This window comes from Lysinibacillus sp. G4S2 (assembly GCF_030348505.1).
Taxonomy (GTDB): Bacteria; Bacillota; Bacilli; order Bacillales_A; family Planococcaceae; genus Lysinibacillus.
Genome location: NZ_JAUCFJ010000002.1, coordinates 2,773,367 through 2,792,636, shown reverse-complemented (window position 1 = coordinate 2,792,636; position 19,270 = coordinate 2,773,367). Strand labels below are relative to the sequence as shown.

16 protein-coding genes and 2 pseudogenes are annotated in these 19,270 nt (G+C 34.0%); 4 read left to right on the top strand and 14 right to left on the bottom strand.

Translation table 11 applies throughout. The features are described from left to right. Positions 1 to 118 precede the first annotated feature (118 nt). The gene (locus tag QUF91_RS14365) at positions 119 to 616 is read right to left on the bottom strand and encodes a YfbM family protein (RefSeq protein ID WP_289418201.1); all 498 of its coding nucleotides are present in this window, start codon (positions 614 to 616) and stop codon (positions 119 to 121) included. 1,507 nt (positions 617 to 2,123) lie between these two features. On the opposite strand from QUF91_RS14365, the gene QUF91_RS14360 reads away from it, so the two are divergent. Beyond that, a complete protein-coding gene (locus QUF91_RS14360; RefSeq protein ID WP_289418200.1) occupies positions 2,124 to 3,047 on the top strand; it encodes an alpha/beta hydrolase fold domain-containing protein in 924 nt (307 codons plus the stop codon). A 933-nt stretch (positions 3,048 to 3,980) separates the two neighbouring features. Here QUF91_RS14360 and QUF91_RS14355 read toward each other — a convergent pair. The 7 genes and pseudogenes from QUF91_RS14355 to QUF91_RS14325 all read right to left on the bottom strand — a co-directional run bounded on the left by QUF91_RS14355 (position 3,981) and on the right by QUF91_RS14325 (position 11,233). After that, a complete protein-coding gene (locus tag QUF91_RS14355; RefSeq protein WP_285395231.1) occupies positions 3,981 to 4,454 on the bottom strand; it encodes a GNAT family N-acetyltransferase in 474 nt (157 codons plus the stop codon). 65 nt (positions 4,455 to 4,519) lie between these two features. Further along, entirely contained in the window at positions 4,520 to 4,987 is a 468-nt protein-coding gene (locus QUF91_RS14350; RefSeq protein ID WP_289418199.1) for an ATP-grasp domain-containing protein, read from the bottom strand. 1,693 nt (positions 4,988 to 6,680) lie between these two features. Next, complete coding sequence (locus QUF91_RS14345; RefSeq protein WP_289418198.1) at positions 6,681 to 8,537, bottom strand: alpha/beta fold hydrolase; 1,857 nt, start codon at positions 8,535 to 8,537, stop codon at positions 6,681 to 6,683. A 57-nt stretch (positions 8,538 to 8,594) separates the two neighbouring features. Beyond that, positions 8,595 to 9,161 carry a TetR/AcrR family transcriptional regulator gene (locus QUF91_RS14340; RefSeq protein ID WP_289418197.1) on the bottom strand — a complete coding sequence of 189 codons (567 nt, stop codon included), beginning with the start codon at positions 9,159 to 9,161 and terminating at the stop codon, positions 8,595 to 8,597. A gap of 104 nt (positions 9,162 to 9,265) precedes the next feature. Further along, positions 9,266 to 9,406 (bottom strand): hypothetical protein, encoded by a 141-nt coding sequence (locus QUF91_RS14335; protein ID WP_285395227.1) that lies wholly within the window; start codon positions 9,404 to 9,406, stop codon positions 9,266 to 9,268. Between the two features lie 383 nt (positions 9,407 to 9,789). Then, positions 9,790 to 9,903 (bottom strand): annotated as a pseudogene (locus QUF91_RS14330) (AAA family ATPase); the annotation flags it as partial. A gap of 424 nt (positions 9,904 to 10,327) precedes the next feature. Continuing rightward, positions 10,328 to 11,233, bottom strand: coding sequence for an NAD(P)/FAD-dependent oxidoreductase (locus QUF91_RS14325; protein WP_289418196.1), 906 nt, complete (start codon positions 11,231 to 11,233; stop codon positions 10,328 to 10,330). A gap of 594 nt (positions 11,234 to 11,827) precedes the next feature. Here QUF91_RS14325 and QUF91_RS14320 point away from each other — a divergent pair. Next, positions 11,828 to 12,607, top strand: coding sequence for an alpha/beta fold hydrolase (locus tag QUF91_RS14320; RefSeq protein ID WP_289418195.1), 780 nt, complete (start codon positions 11,828 to 11,830; stop codon positions 12,605 to 12,607). An 89-nt stretch (positions 12,608 to 12,696) separates the two neighbouring features. Continuing rightward, positions 12,697 to 12,880: pseudogene (locus QUF91_RS28320) on the top strand (IS66 family transposase); the annotation flags it as partial. Between the two features lie 132 nt (positions 12,881 to 13,012). Here QUF91_RS28320 and QUF91_RS14315 read toward each other — a convergent pair. The 6 genes from QUF91_RS14315 to QUF91_RS14290 all read right to left on the bottom strand — a co-directional run bounded on the left by QUF91_RS14315 (position 13,013) and on the right by QUF91_RS14290 (position 18,180). After that, positions 13,013 to 13,957, bottom strand: coding sequence for a DNA/RNA non-specific endonuclease (locus QUF91_RS14315; RefSeq protein ID WP_289418194.1), 945 nt, complete (start codon positions 13,955 to 13,957; stop codon positions 13,013 to 13,015). 739 nt (positions 13,958 to 14,696) lie between these two features. Then, the gene (locus tag QUF91_RS14310; RefSeq protein ID WP_289418193.1) at positions 14,697 to 15,050 is read right to left on the bottom strand and encodes a hypothetical protein; all 354 of its coding nucleotides are present in this window, start codon (positions 15,048 to 15,050) and stop codon (positions 14,697 to 14,699) included. Positions 15,051 to 15,233: 183 nt separating this feature from the next. Then, positions 15,234 to 15,389, bottom strand: a complete 156-nt coding sequence (locus QUF91_RS14305) for a hypothetical protein (protein ID WP_169786300.1) — start codon at positions 15,387 to 15,389, stop codon at positions 15,234 to 15,236. A gap of 100 nt (positions 15,390 to 15,489) precedes the next feature. After that, on the bottom strand, positions 15,490 to 15,774 hold the full coding sequence (locus tag QUF91_RS14300; RefSeq protein ID WP_289418192.1) for a hypothetical protein: 285 nt from the start codon (positions 15,772 to 15,774) through the stop codon (positions 15,490 to 15,492). Positions 15,775 to 16,479: 705 nt separating this feature from the next. Continuing rightward, entirely contained in the window at positions 16,480 to 17,535 is a 1,056-nt protein-coding gene (locus QUF91_RS14295; RefSeq protein WP_289418191.1) for an ankyrin repeat domain-containing protein, read from the bottom strand. A 303-nt stretch (positions 17,536 to 17,838) separates the two neighbouring features. Next, positions 17,839 to 18,180: a hypothetical protein gene (locus tag QUF91_RS14290; RefSeq protein ID WP_289418190.1), complete on the bottom strand. Its 342-nt coding sequence runs from the start codon at positions 18,178 to 18,180 to the stop codon at positions 17,839 to 17,841. Between the two features lie 646 nt (positions 18,181 to 18,826). Between QUF91_RS14290 and QUF91_RS14285 the strand changes: the two genes are divergently transcribed. Continuing rightward, on the top strand, positions 18,827 to 19,234 hold the full coding sequence (locus QUF91_RS14285; RefSeq protein WP_289418189.1) for a tyrosine-type recombinase/integrase: 408 nt from the start codon (positions 18,827 to 18,829) through the stop codon (positions 19,232 to 19,234). Positions 19,235 to 19,270 lie beyond the last annotated feature (36 nt).

The following is a 19,270-nucleotide window of genomic DNA, read 5'->3' as shown; positions in this document are numbered from 1 at the left end:
TATATTCAAGACTATAAAAACAGTGGATTATTAAAGTTTGTAAAAAATGAACCTACCGCCTATCGAGTAGACACTTAAAAAGTCTCTTGATAGGGTGCAGTTTAATGTTGATGCGGTTTTAATAAATGCTGATTAATATGTCATGACCCTGGGCAAGGCTTTGTTCATAAAAATGGATTAACTGATCGAGTTCCGCAATAAGTTCTGCGAAAAGTTCTTCAGCTTCATTGTCCGCCCAAATATCCGGATAAATCTGTTTCTCTCTAAAATCGGCTGGCTTGAATTGTTGCTGTAAGACGGTCCTATCCATAGAATGAAGAGCTTCTAAAATGCAGGGAAGCTCTTCACAGCCAATGACGCTGACGAATTCTTCAGTATCCAGCACGTGGACTCCGACAATCGCTTCGCTTAATGTGTGATCCTCAATCGGCTGCGAGGCAGAGATCCCTGTTAGCAAACAATGCAATCCGTCCCATAATTTATCCATGTCATATATAGGACAGCATTGTTTTTCCATAAGCTCCTCAATCTTCCCGACGATATGGGAGTTGTCTAACTGGGCAATTTCATCCGCTAAAGCATCTTCTAATGATAAGTAACATGCCATGATTCCCATCGTGTATCTTCTCCTTTATTTTTTATCATTTTATTCATAAACCGAAATAGAAAACTTCTTCCATGTTGTAGGCGGTTGGTTCGCTCCATGCCTATATTGACGGATGTAACCCCCAAATTTCGCGGTTTCCTTAGTCGATCATACTATTTCAACATCAGAGGAAAGGGAAACGGGCATAAGAATTTGTTCTCCAATGGCGGCCATTTGGCATCGATGAAAACGTATTGTCTTCACATTTAAGATTACCATGTTTTAGGTAAGTTTGATAGTTTTCAAGGTCTCTTACGTTGGGAGCTACGGATCATCAACGCATGCTCGTCCTTTAGGGAGACAAATATGTGTTTTTTATTTTTGTAAATGGGAGTAAAGTGAAAAAATGGGAAATAGCAATTAAAAAAAGGGAATTGAAGCTATATATTGTTAGAGGCGAGTGTTCGTAATAAATCCCGGAAAGCTTTTTAACGAACTATTTTGCGTAGAGTAATTCAAAATGTTCGTGTTTTATTATTGAAAGTGCTATTTGTCCATCAGCTGGATACTTCGAAGATTGAATAAAACACGAACATTGTATTTGGAAAGCAACTATGCCTATTAACTTTTCCATATGCTACTATAGACTAAACCTCACAATCATTATTTAACTTTACTTACTCCCATATATTTATACATTCCGTTTAACATGATTGCTTCATCTTTTTCAACATTTATAAATTGTTTATTTAATGCTCCTTTTTGTTTGAAATAATTCACAAACGAAAGGAAAATTTAATGCTTACAAAAGCTCTTGCTAGCTGTATAACGAAGCGGCTAATAACTGGTCAATATCTTGTCTTTATACTAAGACTGGTTCGCATGAAATTGAATGCACTTTAGAAGAACTAACCGCATCCGTTTGCCGAATGATGATACAAGGATTTCAGTCATATACTTTTAAATAAAAAGATCTTCCTGCTTGTTTATAGCGAAAGAAAAGACGTTAGGGCATAATTGAAACAACAAATCGATGACTACCTTTATATAAAAGGATAATCACTATTGGGAAGATGGTTAGAGGCGAAGAAATTCGTCTCTTTTTTATTGTATGCTCGGTATACGTAGGAACTATAGGGTGGAAGGTTTAGAAGCGGGAAGACAGGCGTATTGGTTTGCCGATAGCAAGTAGATACAAGAACGTAAAGAGAGGGAGTAACTACAATAAAGAAACAGGTATCAGGTGTTGAATGGAAAAATTCGGGGAATATATTTGTTATAATAGTTGCAATAGAGGCCCATGTTGACTTTTTTATGAGATGAAAAAGGGTTTTTATTTTGATCTTGAAGCATAGTTCAACCTTTTTTCTGTAAATAAAGTAAGTCGATGCAATATTAAACGCCTTCGTTCAATTAAGACATTCTATCCAACTTGTAAAAGAATTTTGATAAAGCGATACAAAGTTATTTCAAATCATACCATGTAATGAAGCAACAAGATGAACAATAAAAATGTTTAAAGGAGAGAAAATTAAAAATGAGTGTAGAAATTTATAACGGAGAACGTTCTGAAGAAAGTATTCTATTCGAAAAATTGTTAATTTCCGAAAGTAATAAAGAGAATTTTTCTAGTATTGAAAACACAAAACGGTTTGTTAAACAAATGGGAACTGAAAATAGCAAGCCGTATGTTATTGGGGATGATGTTGAATTTTTAAGTGATGTTGAGGAGCGGACATTCGAGGGAATGCAAGTTTTCACATTAAATGATCAAAAATCCTCGAAGCAAAAAATTATTCTATATTTACATGGTGGTGCTTGGACAAATCAACCTTTAAATTTTCACTGGTGGTTCATGGATAAAATAGCGCAATCATTGAATGCAAAAATAATTGCTCCCATTTATCCTAAAGTACCTCATTTTAACTATAAAGATACTTACCCAAAAATCCTAAACTTATATAAAGAAATTCTTATAACTGTTGAAAGTTCCAATCAATTAACGATCATGGGAGATTCGGCAGGCGGAAATATATCACTTGTTTTGGCTCAGCTTTTAAAAATGAACAATTTACCTCAACCGAAAGATATTATTTTATTATCAGCATGTGTTGATTTGAGTTTAGAAAATCCTCTTATATCTGAATATGAAGAAAAGGATCCGATGTTAGCTAGTGAAGGAATGGAAGTCATTACAAAGATTTGGGCAGCTGATAAACATTTAAAAGACTCATCGATTAGTCCAATATACGGTGACTTTAAAGGACTTGGGAAGATTACTCATTTTATTGGAACGCACGAATGTTTATATCCAGATGCAATAAGACTTGATGAAGAACTAACAGAACAGGGAATTGAAATCAATACTTTTGTTTATCCTAAAATGAATCATGTGTTTGTTGTTATGCCAATCCCTGAAGCCCAAGATGCTCAACAAAAGATTATTACTATAATAAGTTAATTTAAGGAAATGGGGAGGTAACAGTAGTTGAAGCGGCAACCAGGAGGGAAATCTACGTTTAAAATAAGAGGTAGAGATTCAAAAAAGGCTATGACCATATTCGCGTAAAAATAGTTAGATGAAGAGCTGATTGATCATATTATGAAAGAAAGCGATCATCGCGCATTCAATTGCTGTGTCGCATTTTAAATGTGCCTGAAAGTACGTATTATCAGGCATTTATAAAAGCCGATCGACTTAGTGTTATTCATAAGGAAAGTAATGGCCGTTATGGTGCATCGAAAAATTCTTTTAAAGAGATATACATGCTAAGGCTACGCATTATGAGAAAAGCTGGCATTCGTTCAAATATTACAAAAAATACAGTCCGACGCCAAAATATAGAGATCAGTGAAAGAGCGTTAAAAAAGTACGTATTTTCACACAGTACAGGATGATTGGTGATATTTTGGCGTCGGTATAAGATTATCATACAAAAATTTGATGAATATAAATTTGGGCTTGAAATAACGTTTGACCTAATTTTAGAAGTACTTGATAACGCAGTTGCAGCGCAAAATACACACCAGAACTTATTGTACAAACGGATTTAGATTTTTAATATACAAGTGAAGCTTTTGGCGAGTTCTTAGAGAAATACGATTTTACACTTTTTACAGCTGTTTCGTCTCAATATTATTAGTATACTTTTCAATGAAACATAACTTCCTATAATTTATATTATGTAAACTAAAATTATTTGGCGTGGAGGAGGGCTTGGATACGTCAACTACCCATAATATATGTTGTATATGGACAAGAATCTACAGACGTTTTGGGTAAGAATGTCCGAATGCTGCTTCGTTTGCATAACAAGAAACAAGATGCTGCCACTGCAACACCTTGTTTAACTCTTACACTGAGTTCGATAGAGATAGTAAGCTAGAATAAAATTTAATTTAATTTTTTGAAAAATAAAACTCTGTCTTGATTTGGACCGTCATAGTTTGAATTTATTGATAGACCATCAATAGTTTTATCTCCATCTTCAATTTCAAAACCCATCTTGGTATGATAGGCAATAGAAACTTTATTGACAGGTGACGTTACACAACGAACAATACTTCGATTATTTAGCTTTACTACATTAAAAAATTTATTGTATAAATGTTTTCCAATATTATGTTTTCTGTACTCAGGATGGACTCCAACGAAATGAATATACGCCTCGTTTGAATGAGTTTGAGATAGGAATCCTATTAGAAAAGCCACATGTTTACCATCCTTTTCTGCAATGAAACTTGTTTGTGTAAAATGGTCGAAGAATAATTTTGGTAACATATCGGACATATTCCTTCCACCCCACCACTCATTGATTAGAGGTGAAATTACATAGTAGTCTGAACCTTTAACTGAACGAATTTCCATTTTAAACCTCCCTGTTTATTTAAAAACTTATTTAAACTAATATTTACATTAAACCAAATTTTAAATTATTCATTATGCATACAGATAGGTAAGCTTTTGAAGTTATCGCCAGCTTTTCCCCCTGTTCGAATCAATTCAAAAGAAGTATGTATTCTTTTATATTCTGGAACTGGGATACCATGTTCTGATGCTATATTTTTCATAGTAACCTTATCACGATAAGCTAGAGCACTTTCCCACGTTTGGCCTTGAATACCAAGTAAGTCCCGTAACTTACCAGCACGTAGTAAATCATACTCACCAGCAGCAACAATTGAGTGAAACTGATACTTTTCATACAATTCTAAAGCAGTTAATTCAATACAACCGTTCTTCTCATAATTACTAAATGAGTATATTTCAGCATAGTTACCGTCTTTATATCCTTGTACAGTTCCCTCGTCATTTAGTAAAAGTAACTGCTCCCCTTCCCTTAACCATTTTTCATAAGGATACATATAATAAGGAGCTTTATTTAGAATTAAAACAGCCATTTCAACTACCTCCTTTTTGAATTTTTAGATAAATATAAATACTGTAATATAATAACATTTGTAGTTTCTAAAGGGAATTATTTCTATTGTGAATAATTTATGACAATTTCAGGTTACACAACTTAAGAAGGATACATATAATAAGGAGCCTTATCTAGAATTAAAATAGCCATTTAAATTACCTCCTTTTTAAATTTTCTGATAAATATAAATACAGTAATACAATAACATTTGTAGGTATAAATGTAATATTTTCTATTGTGAATAATTTATGACAATTATTAGGTTGCTACAACTTAAGAAGAATACATATGGAAATTCTCGACACTATAAAGAGAGGCTGGGACAAAAGTATTTTAGCAAAAGTAAAACCCGAACAAATTTGCAAGACACTCATACGGTGTTTTGCCATTGTTCGGGTTAAATAAATCTAGTGCTAAATTTATTTGAAAGTAATTCGGCTTTCACAAAAAGCGAGGTATTCCCGTTTTAAATTATATATTTATTCTTCAATGAACATGTATCGTGATTCTGTAACACCAGCTAAGTTCATCACTATTATGAATAATTTTTAAGAATATTGGACAAATCTACATTAAACGATAATTAGTATTATTTAAACGAATAATCCCCTTTTGAACGATAAATTATAGGAAGCTTTCGATAATAAGAAAGTTGTGACCAAGGTATTTATATTATGTAAACTAAAATTATTTGGCGTGGAGGAGGGTTTGAATAAGTTAACTACCCATAATATCTGTACTTTTTTGTATATGGACAAGAATGTCATGACAACCCTCATTTCAAAAAAATAAAAAGGACAAGAATGTCCAGACTTTTAATATTATACAAATAAAATACTATAGCCAAGTTTTTTAATTAAGTTGATTCAATAAATTATTCACCTACATCTCTTTATGATGAATATGTGATTTTAAGCATATCTTTGCCAAATACTTAGTGATATAATTTCCAACGCAGTAACACCAACTCTTTCAACTTACTTGATTTAAATATCAAATTTAATTAACAGCATAATTTTGATTACATTTGAGTTTACCTATAACTTTCAGCTTCAATTTGATTAATTTTTATACTAGTGGCATATGTATGATTAACTACTTATAATAAACAACATGGAAGTTCATTATAATTTATTCTGAAGAACAATACTAAATAACCAGTCGTCAAATAAATTTCGACAACTGGTTAGGTGTATACTTTTTCGACTGTAATATATCAGCAATTTTCACTTCTACCTGTAGAAAGGATACTAAACATTAGTTTTTACAGAAGCAAGATCTCATCTTCTTTTGCAAATTCATTTTTTATAAATAATTTTTTACTTTTTGCTGGTCGGCTGTATAAATAATCAGTACTAAGGATTTAATGGCTCGACTACATGCAACATAAAATAATCTGTTTGTTTTATGAAAGATTATTACGTTCTTTCATGGGAGTTTAAGTATATTTCTTCACAAGGTGATTACATGCCATGCGTAAATAGCAATACTTTGTTCAATTCGCATTTTACTACCTCAGGATACTGATATGTACGCTGTAATTGATTAGCTGTTAGATTCTTAAGTAAATATATCCAGCGTTCATGTAGACAATCTTTTTTTTCAAACAGTACGACTTTATTTCAAAGACACAACGATCTTACTACCCATTTTTTATTTATCCTACACTCTCATCTGCTAGTACTACTATTTTTTATTACCAAATTAGCCGTTTCACTCGGATGGTTAAGAGGAAAATGATGACCATATGGAACAACATCAACCTTACCAAGATGGGAAGGAGCAGAATAGCCTCTGTCATAATCCCCCCAAATAATGCGAAGATTATACTTTGTTACTTCATTGAAATCACCTTGAACGTTTTTCAATAGTAAACTGTTAAGCTGAACCGTAGTATTTAAAATTCTAGGAGAAGTAAAACTGTTACTTATTTTTTCAATATAATGTTCAGGGATGCTCTCCGTACTTTCAAATAAACCATTACTTAATAAATAACGCTCTATCAAATTAGTAGTTGCCAATTTCAATGTCCATTTGTTCATAAATTGAGGAACATTTATCGATTTAGCATTTTTTTTAGCAACAGGTGGCTGAAGTAAAGTAATTGTATACTTCTTATCTATGTACTTTTGTACTAATGCTTCCAAAAGAATATACGCACCAAATGAATGGCCAATTAGATGGGCACCATTAGTAGCTTTCTCCAATAACTTTTTCAATACATTCAAATAGATATTTAAAAGATTTTTCTCTCGTTTAAAAGGAGAACGTCCCAAACCTGGAAGGTCCATGATCCATACAGGTCGACCCGTTTTTTCATGAAGCTCTTCCCCTAAAGGAAATAAATCTTCTCCATCACTTAATAAACCATGTAATAAAATAAACGGTTTACCCTCTCCTTGTGATTGGTAAATGGTAGTATTATTACATAATGTTCGTTTAAATAAATGACTGTGCTGGCCATTTTGATACATCATGCGATAATCCAGATCAGCTATTACGGCTGGGAAAAATTTCATTACATTTGTCTCCTTAAACCAATCTTCTCCCATAATCTTTTTCGCTGAACCATTTGAAAATGTTCGATTTGTAATAAAGTTTAGTCCATCAGCAGGAATTTTGGTTATTTTGCTTACGCCACTTTTCATAAGTGCTTTCATAAATGGCAATGGGGCAGAAATTTTAGGTGCAGTCATATTCATACTTTCTGACATAGCATGTAATAATTCTGAAATATTCTGATCATGTTGTTTATCTTCAACAAGTGTATATGTTTGTATAGTTGGTTGCTCCAATCTGAAAACCTGCACAATAAACTTTGCTAGTTCATCGTTTGCAATAAGTGGTAATCTATATTCCTTACCTCCAGGGATCACTGGCATGAGCCCCTTTCGCATACTCTTCACAAGCAAGCCTAAGCCTCCTGTTTGCTCCGTACTCCCTGTTTTACTACTACCAACTACAGTTGGTGGATTAATTACTGAAAGCGGATAACCTACTGTTGATGCCTGCTGACGGATATAAAGATCTGCTAAAAACTTTGTTCTCTCATATGGATTTTTTATTTTCAAAAAATTGTTTCCTTCTTTAAACACATCTATCGCAATCTTGCTATTTTTATCATCAAAGGGACTCATATAGCCTACAACATGAATAAATTGTTGCAATCCCTTCAATCGATGAATATTTTTAGCGAATTCACTAATATGTTGGGCACCATTCAAAAATACGGAAGCTGCCTCTTTGCTTGTCGCTTGAATATCCATGGGGCCACCTGCGTGAATAATCACATCCGTTTTCAATACCAACTCCTTATCTTCAGCACTTAGACCTAAGTCTATTTTCGTCAAATCACCTTCAATAAAGTGCATAACTGCCTCTTTTAAGATGCCTTTTTCTTGATAAATGCGTGTTGCTTTACTTTTCGATCTCACTAATAGAAGAATTGTAACATGCTCTTTGGCTAATTCCTTCACTAATTGCTTTCCAATAAAACCTGTTCCACCAGTTAAAAATACTGTTCTCATATAAATCCTCCTTTTAGTACTATTCAGTACTAATTTGATGTAAAAAAAATGCTTCTTTTATCGAAGCAAGTTTAAAAAATGATCTGCTGTTTTCATGATTACAGTTGCATCCTTCAGTGTTTCTGAAATAAATAGCGCTCCTTCAAGATTTGTAATAAAAAGAGATGCAACCTCGTCAATATTAATTGTCTTTCTAAATTCACCATTCTCTACCCCTTGTTTAAGTAATAGAGAAACTTTCGTTTGTAATCCTATAAAAAAAAGACCTATTTTTTCTTTTACTTTTGTGGCATTTGTAGGGCTTTGAATATAAAGCGTAATAAATGGACAGCTCCCCTTATATTCTCTTGTCTGAACTCCTTGTGATAATTGCTTTAAAAACAGTTGGATACGATCTTCAACTAATAATTGGTTTTGAGATAGTAAGCCATCAATTGCAGATTGATACATTTCAATCCAATAATCAACGACCCCTTCCAACAATTCTTCCTTATTAGAGAAGTGATAATACACATTAGACTTTGAAACTTTGCTTACACGAACTAATTCATCCATGCTTGTATAAGCAAACCCTTTTTCTAAAAATAATGTTGCAGCTACTTCAATCACACGTTTTTGATTCATTAATTTTCTCCTTGTTATAATTAGTACTGTACAGTACTATAATAGGTGTTGCAAGTATTTTTATTAGTTTAATAAAAAAATTGATCAAAAAAGCTATACTTTAATTAATTAATCTCATTTTGAACAAAGTTGAACTGAACCCCAAAACTGTTTTGGATGGCTTGCAATTTTTCACTTGTGTTTTTTGTTTTCCAACGAATATTTCCGTATTTATTGGAAATATTCGTTACTATAGGATTATACATATGAACCACTCCTTCGCAATCTATTATATTTTTAATATTATAAATAGTTTAAACTTTGGTGTCCTTTTACACTATTCGACTTATCGACTTGTATATGGACAAGAACCTTTATACATTTTTTTAGACTGACACCTTTACCTTATATTATTTGGGATTCTGGCTTTATTTAATCTAAACTTGTATTGATAAGCAATCCTCAGCAAATCTGCAATATAGTATTTATTTCTCACTTTATTAATTTCCTTTTACTAAATTATACAATAATGAAAACGCTGTGAAACGCATCGAAATTCAGTAACACGTACCGTTGCCCACCTCGATCGCTCTCATAGCGCACAATAAAATTGAAAAACGTTTTTAAATCATTTATGTTTATTCATAACAAATGATGTGATCTGATTGGGATAAAGAGATGAAAGCCATTCATCCTCAGATAACAGTACCACATGTTTTTCTATAGCCAATTGTTTTGATTTAGTTGATTTTCCTGCTCCCATTTTTCCACAGAAAATGTATAGAGTCCCCAATTGTTTCCGTGCTTATTTTATTGGTTGTTGCCCCACCTTGTTACTATAATTTACAACCTACAACCTAGGTTATTAGTAATAGTAACTGTCTTTTTTTAGTATGATTATACAATTTCAAATATTCAATATCTAAATCGTCTTTTAATTTTAAATTAAATTTTTTTATGTTTTAGGAAAGCTGTGCCGTTAGATCAATAACTTCAACAAAAAAACCTTCAATCCTTTTTAAGCAACAAGAAAAAAACGAATTCTAAAATCAAAATCCGTTCTTCGTAATTTCTTATACTAACGCTAATACAATGTTTGAAGTATATGTGACAACACATTGGCGTTGATGTGTTTAATTATATTAACTGAGTTTCTATTTAGTTGAAGCAGAAGGTGTTATGACTAATCAAAAGCGTTCCATCGTTAGATCAGTATTTACTGAAACCGCAGCTTTATTACCTTTAGCAGCTGAGATCATTAAAGAGGATGGTTTAGATCTTTCGGTTTCCCCTGCAATATATACGTTTTTTTGGGTTGTTCTACCAACACCATCTGTTATAACTTTTCCATTTTCATGAATTTCACAGCCAAGCTTCTCAGTAAATTGATTTGGGCGATCATAAGATGGGGCAACAAATCCACCCGATCTTATTATTGTTGCTCCTGTTTCAAACTCTATTTTTTGTAAGCAACCGTCATTACCTATTAAGTCTTTTATCTTTTCCGATATAATTTTGATATTGTGTTTTTGTAACTCCATTTTACCTTCTTTAGATAATTGAACTCCGTTCGTTAAGACAACCAAATCCTGCGACCAATTATAAATTAACTTAGTCAAATGCAGTACATGCTCTTCTTTTTCTGCAATAACCACTAATGGCTTATCTTTTTGCTCCCAGCCATCACAATACGGACAACTAAATAGACTTTTCCCATAAAACTTTCTTATACTTGGTATAGAAAATATTTCTTGAATACCGGTGGCGAGTATTATTTTTTCTGAAACAAATTCCTGACTAGTAGATGTTTTGACAGTAAATAGCTCATTACCTATATCCTTAATAATTTCAGTAACTGTTGCAGTATAATATGATACGGACGGGTAATTCTCCAATTCTTTTAACGCTATTTCTTTAAACGCTTGTGGTTTTATCCCATCACGAGTAATAAATCCATGTGACGCTTGTGTCACTCTATTCCTATTCGTTCTATCGTCAAATAATGCAATGTTTCTCCTAGCTCTTCCTAAAGTTAAGCTAGCACTTAACCCAGAAGGACCTCCACCTATAATGATACAATCAAGGATATTCATTTTTTTACCTCCGTATTGATTTGGTTTTATTTTGAATTGTTATTTGTATAAGAGAACTACATTATTTCCCACATCATGGATTTCCATTCTTTCCACACTAATATTGGTTTTCTTGTTTTTATAACGAAGAATTTTTGTTATTCCACTATCCTGCCCAGTTAGTGCGAGAAGAAAAAGCTACCCTAAAGGTAGCCTTGTACTGCTAAGCACCCGTTACACAAGAAGCGACTGCTCTAATTGAACAATCGCCACCTTGGATTGGTCGGTAGTCGAATATCACGATGGGCGATCCCATGCGGCCGATTCGATATAGCCACAAGTACGAGGGGCGTCTCCGCCAGCTTGCTCCGCTCTCGTAGCACTTGCAGCATCGTCTCATCCTTATGAGAATATTTCAATGAGGAAAGGCTCTCCGCCCGTGCATCAAAAATCGAAAAATCCCCTTACCTTCGTTAGCATTTCTTAAGCATATATTCATCAGAAACCTCTTCGCACTATCTCAACAAAGTTTAACGCCGAAATTAGGCATACACTCTGCCTTGGATGAATATCTTACTTAACGGGAAATTACTTTTTATAATTGGGGTGATACACTTGGGATACTTTGTAACTGTCGAACCAGGCGTCAACGTATTTATAGAGGATATCAATCCGAAGGGAAATAAAACGATACTTTTTATTCATGGATGGCCACTAAACCATAACCAGTTCGAATATCAGTTCAACTTCCTTCCAACGCTTGGATATCGTTGTATCGGAATGGACTGGAGGGGATATGGTAATTCAGATAAACCTTTTAGCGGGTACAGTTTCGATAGATTAGCAGATGATGTCCGCATGGTCATCGAGACGTTACAGTTAAGAAACATAACACTGGCAGGACACTCTACAGGAGGCGCGATCTCGATTCGTTATATGGCTCGTTACAAAGGGTATGGGGTATCTAAACTCGTCCTGATCGACGCTGCCTCTCCTTCTAGCGTTCCAAAAGAATTTACAAATAAAATCATCGAAGATACAAATCATGACCGACCGCAAATGCTGCAAGACCAAACGAGAATTTTTTTCTTTCAGAATATATCCGAACCGAAATCCGATTGGTTTGTTTTAATGGGATTAAAAGCGGCGAATTGGGCGACTTCCGCCATTATGGTCACGCTTAGAGATGAAAATGTTTACATCGATCTCGGTCAGATCGATGTACCCACATTAATTATTCATGGAATTCATGATAAAGTCGTTCCGTTTACCCAAGCTGAGGAAACAAATAAGCTGATCAAAAATTCGAAGCTAGTTCCGTTCCAATACAGCGGCCATTGCGCTTTTTTAGAGGAGCGCGATAGATTCAACCAATTATTATCTTCTTTTGCATAACGATCCGGAATAGCAACACCGTCGCCAATTAATTCGTAAGCGTCAAATAGCCCCCACCTTAAATAGATGAGGGCTAAATTATGCTGATTGGTGCTAGAGCGAATGCAATCTGCTTAAGTCAGACTGAAACGGCAAAAGCGAATGGCATCGATTTCTATCAATATAGTTAAACTAATGAAGGATCTGCTGAATTTACCGATCCTTCAGCAACCCCAGATTTTAAATAACTACATGCCTTGGTCGAAAAATATCCAAGCTACATGTGCAAAATAGCCATCTATTCGAAAAAATTTCAGATAGATGGCTATTCGTCGTGCTTACCAGAAAGGTGCGCTTGATTTACTTGTGTTTTTACACTTAATACTTCATCACAATAAAAATCTTCAGTCAAAATATACTAGGTGCCTATTCCCCTACCATACCGTCGTTATCATTATCTTGCATATATGGGTATAACCAGTGATCCCTCGTTATTGGCATGCTATAACCTGCTGCTTTTGCTTCTTTAATCGTTACTTGACCATTTCCATCTGTATCAACGTTAGAAATATCTTCAGTGCCATTCAAAGCATGGGACTTATTAGAATTTGTTGACTTATTTGAGTTAGTTGATTTACTTTCAGTTAATCCTAGAGATTTATTTATTTCATCAGGGTTGCCGTTATCAAACTCATCTACAATTTTATTCCCTTTTAAAGTGTAAGTGTACTTGTAATGAGAAGGAATCTGCGTTTCCGTATTAGGATATGTGATTATTGCTTCAAAATTAGTAGCTCCACTAGCTTTACGAATAGCGTCTTCCATATATGCTTGATCACCATGTCGGTTAAGCGTACTATCTTGTGGCGTAATATTATAAGCATTTGATACCCCACCAAGAGAATCTGCAATAATATGTCCTTCATCTAAATCTGCTCTTTCGACACCAGGAACTTTTGCTTCATCAGCGTAGTATCTGCCAGACGATGTTACAGGTTCGGTACGATCATCTTGTAGAACGATTTCGTCAGCAATGACACGGACTATTTGCCCGTGTTCATTCGTAAAGGACCAATACTCTCGGTCCCCAAAACCAATGTCAACGACGACGTTAGGTTCGCGATGTCCAGACAAATCACCACCATCAACTTCAATTAGTTTGTAACCTTTGAACAGTTGATCTTTTGATTGAGTTGATGTTTCCTTTACTACTTGTTTTTCAGTCGTAGTTTTTTCTTTTTCACTATTTTTTGTAGTTACTTCTTGTGAATCAGCTTTCCCATCAGTATTCGATACATCTTCTACGTTCGTACAACCAACTATAAAGATGGCAGTTAAAAGTAAGATTAAATAGTTTATTTTCTTTTTCATTATAGGACTCCTCGTATAATATTTTTTTACTGGACTATCTAGAGATCTTTGAATAAAACATAAATTAACATTGTTAACCTATTTAAAATAGTATATTACAATTTTAATTTTATTACAGTAGATACTTAGTTCTAAGTATGTAGAGTTAAATTCCAATAAAGATTAGTAGAGTCCATTGCATTATATTTTTCAAATATAAAATTTAGCTATACTTGCTTATGGCGAATAACTGCTTTCACAATCTTACCTATACTTTTATATCATTATTCAGTTTTAAAAAAGATGTTATTTAGTAATATTGGTTCTAGAACTGAAAAAGGCACAATTCCAATTCACGAATTGCGCCCGATTGTAGAAGATCAGATGGGATCTCTGGGGAATCCCATCTTGAAGTTAAGCACGCCGTTAGTACAATAATGGGTCTCGTCAGATTTATTCGGATTTACAACGATAAGACTTCAATTTTTATACACGATTTTATTCATTAAAGACGATGTTGCAACATTACTTCAAATGCTTCAAAACCTTTGCTATGACTGACTTTTAACAAAAGTGCATAAAAAACGCATAAACAATATTAATAAGAAAAGCCACGAAACGTTGATTTAACAACATGCGTGGCTTCTTGGTGTTATTTCCAAACTTTCGTTTGGGAACGTTTATTAGGTTTGTTTTGTATACTTTATAAATCCTTGTTTCACTAAAGCACCCTTCCAGCACTTTATTGGGAATATGAGTACTAATATTCCGTAATTCGCCAACCTGTTTCCTCATCCCAAATGACATCCGTATCATCTAGATGCACATGCCAATCCCCATTAGAAATACTTCTTCTAATATCTGTCAAACAGGTCAACCAATAAAACAGTGCATGCAATGTATCTTCAAAATCATCTGAAAGTGGCAGCTTTGTTGAACCTGCAAAGATCACTGTTGGTTCATCCTGATCATAGTCATAAACACAAAATGTTTCTCCAATATCCTTCCTTTCAAAACCTGCATTGTATTCATCAATGATAGCCGTTATCTGTTGCTCCTCACTGTTGGTAAGGTTATGGTTTCTCATACAAGTGTAATAAACAGAAACTCCCATGCTACATTACTCCTTTATTATAGTTTTAAACCTGCGCCGTAAAATGCACCCAAAGCGTAGAAAGCTTTCCTCGTAGAGTCACCAAAGTGTCATTTGGGAACGTTATTAAGTTAATTTGTGTATGCTTTATAAATCGTTGTTGCAATAAAACACAGGTTAGTTTATTGACTCTAAGTTTTATGTCTATTCTTTACAAAAATCTACAAATTTTTTTGCCTGTATTAAGGACATACCTGTTTGTTCTCTCAAAAACTTCACCGCTTTAATTTCACCGACCGACTTTATTTTCTCTTTTACTAAGGCAATCAGTTCCTCATTATAGATTTTAGTATAATCCATTTTTTATCACCTCGTGTAATTAAAGTTTAACATTCCCAAAGCGAGATTTGGGGACATTTTGTTCTTAACGTTGTAAAGCCGTATAGACTCCAATAAGTAATTATTTTTTATTTTTAAGTTCTAAAAGTATAGGTGCTATATTTAGTAAGATAGAAACAATTGTCAACAACCATAACACCTTTTCCATAGTAGGTACTACATCCCCTAAAGCTGCCCAATCTCCTGCTTTTACCCAATTGGATACAAGGCTATGTTCTGCACAAAGTGTCAATGCTGTAAATGATAACCCCATTGCCATTGCCAATTTATAATCTTTGCCTGTTGCATACATATAAAGATTTATAAAAGTTGCTACTATAGCAATAAGACCTAATATTAACCACATAATGACACCTCCCTTTTTCCATATAGACATAAATTGTAATTAAATTGTTCCCAAACCCTCGTTTGGGAAAGATTTTTAGATTTGTTCTGTATACTTTATAAATCCTTGTTTCACTTTGTAACACTCACTCAACGAGTATAAAAATCCATATACTGATTGTCAAAAATGCATACGCAATATAAATTATTGTGTACATTGTTAATTCAATAGTTGAAAGTTTTCTTTGTTTTTTCGTTTTTGCCAGATGTCGAAAATAAAAAGAGGAACTAATAATTAGCGCACATATAGAAATTGCACGTAAAACTTCTGCGAAGATTATCAAGCAAATCGTCTCCTTTAAAATAAACTTCAATGAACCTATTACTTTTAATACGCCCGAAACGATCATAAGTTCCACATTTAAATAATTTTACCATTTATTTGTGAAATAAAGAAACCCCTTTAGTTTTTAAATTATTGCTACCAACTAATTTGACCAAACCATCCACAAAATCATTTCATGATAATAAAAAAATTGATAAGGAGAAATACTCCATATCAACTTTTATCTTTTGTTAAAATATAGTATCAAAAAAGGCAGGTCTCCCACCTACCCACTTCACGTTGCGTCACTTACGGCATACTATCCCCTTTTCTTAGCTGTTAAGTGCGTAGAAAAGGGGATGGTACTGTATATAAAAATGCTTATTGGATTCGTTAAATATGTTAGCGCTTATATTCGGGCTGTTCTAAAATAATCGGATTCGGATTGTTAAGTACCCATTGTACTGCCAACTCGCATAGTCTCGCAGGTTCCTCATCTCCATCACCTTTGTGAAGTTCTTTCGCTAAAGTGATAGACTCCTGAAGTGCAGCGGGATGTAATGGCGTACCTAAGCTAATGTAATGGTTCAAACTTTTGAGCATTTTACGAAAATCATTATCCCAGTTGATGCCGCCGTTATCTAAAATTTCGTATGAGACTTTACCAGTAATACGAATAACCTCTCCTTGTACAGTTTGCGCATGTCCTTGCGAAGGAATTAGTAAATCCCAAAGTTCCTTATGTTGAGCCTGCCAGCCCTTTGTACATACTGTTATTGGAGACGTACCATCATGCGTTTTTCGCTTCTCTACTGGTGGAACATCAAATAGCTCATAAAGACGGGAAAGTGCCTCATCCGTTTCGTTTAAATATTCTTTATTAAAACCTTCTCTGTGAAATTCAAAGTCTTTTCCAATTCGCTTGATAGAGTTTTTCATTTCTGGCGTTACAGCTATACTTGCGCTCAGAAAAATCTCAGAAACTTCCACTAGATCAACAATATTTATATTTCTACATACCGCTAAAGCTTTGTCCAAAGGCGTCTCATTCATCATATTTACCGCGTTAATATTTGCGCCTTTAGAAACCAATGTGCGCACTGCATTTGGTTTAAAAAAAGCAGCCGCAGCAAATAAAGGTGTTTCGTTTTGATAATCCAAGGCTTCTATATCTGCACCTAACTCAAGAAGCAATTCAATATTCCCCCGCCAACTTATTGCCTGATTATGTAAAGCCGATCTTTTGTAATTGTCTCTCGCATTTATATTTGCCCCTTGTTCCACGAGCCAGCGAACCAATTCATCCGGTACATTGAAAAAGCTTAAGGCTGTTGTTTTACTATAACCACCATATGCATCTAGCTCGCACTTTGTAAATACCTCTTGTAATGCCGCAATATCACCTGCTTCAATTAGTTCATTAAAATTTTTCGGTAACGTTTTTCTCTTCCTCGCCATATGTATTTCGCTCCTTACATTAAATTTTTGAATATAATTCATCAAGTCATTTACCATATATATACCAATCCGTATTTTACCATGTTATAATTTCTTTGCTAATAGAATTTACAGTTAATAAAGAAAAGAGGTTATATTTATGCAACCGTTTTGGGAAAATGACTATAAAAAAGGTGGGTAATCTGTATTTTTTGTATATGGACAAGAATCTAAAGACAACTAAAATTTCTATTGAGGAAAGAATAAAAGAAATCAATAAATATTAAAAAGCATAAGCTTTATACGCCTACGCTTTTTCAAAAATTAATGCATCGTTATTCTTTTACAAGCTATTTTCGCTGCTGGAGTTCCAACACCTGCACCAAGTGCTGCATCTACTGATTCTCCCCAAGAACCACAGCTAGCCTTTATTTCTTTCCCTGCTGTCAAAACTCCCTCTGTTACAATATTAACACAATCATAATAGTCTGGATTAGGATTACTATCAAGATACTGTGTAGCTAATTCGTCTGCTTTCTTTTGTATTGAAAGTCGAGCTGGTTCAGCCAATGAACTAAAAACACTCTCAGCTTGCCCACCAACATGTACTATTACGTTGTTAATGTCTCGACCAGTACGATGTATTTCTCCCATTTCAGATGACATATTTAGTCCTCCCAATCCTTGAAATTTGAACTTTTTAAGTTCACAAATATTTTATCCAACTGAGATTGGTCTTATCCATCAACAACTATTTCTTTTTGGTTTATATAAAAAATTTAACAAGTTTTTCTGGACTTTCTTGTCCTTATACAGCACTTGTGAATTTCCTTAAAATTTTCATGTGAAAGATAAAGCTTCTTTTTAAAGATAATGGGATGATTTAATACGATATCTGGAGGTTTTATACTTGCAACTACATGCAGCTATTGATGAATTTGTATTGTATATTGAGATTGAAAAAAATACTTGGTTAATACAGGCACTAATTATGAATACGATTTACAACTCTTCTTAACCCTTTTAACGGATCAAGGCTCGTTCAACCTGTTTAAATGAGATTACCAAGACCCAAGTACGTTGCTTTAACCAATATCTATTAGGATCATTAAAACAAAAACCTCGCTCGGTGAACCGAAAAATTTCTTCTTTAAAATTATTCACCAATTAGTGATTAAAATAACGCTACCAGACATATGATTTTATGAATAACCCAAGACCGATGATAATCTCCCTGCTTTTATAACATTTACTGATCTGCAGCAGCTAGTTGCCTTTATAGAACCCTACCAATCACGTTTTTCGATGCGAAATGAGATCATGTTTAAATTGTTCAGCAACAACAGATCTAAGACGTTCTGAACTTGTTTCATTACATGGGAGCGGGAAAAAAGAATGGATATTGCCCCTTCATCCACACTTAATTCCGCTCCTGGCATCCTATAAAGCTTCTTTAAGATCATATCAAATTTATCCATCAGAACCTGTTTTCCTAAATAAAAATCGTAAAGCATTAGTTCCGAGTGGTTTGCATGTCATCTTTAAAGATGTGTTGAAAAAGGCAGGCCTCCCACCTACCCGCTTCACGTTACATCCCTTACGGCATACTTTTGCAACACGGATGTTACAAAAAAATAAAGAAAACGTTGATTTACGAACACTTCAAGAACTCCTTGGTTATGAAAGTATTACATCAACTCAAGTTTATACTCAAGTTTGAACAGAAAAAGAACGCAATTAATTCTTTTTGAAGTTA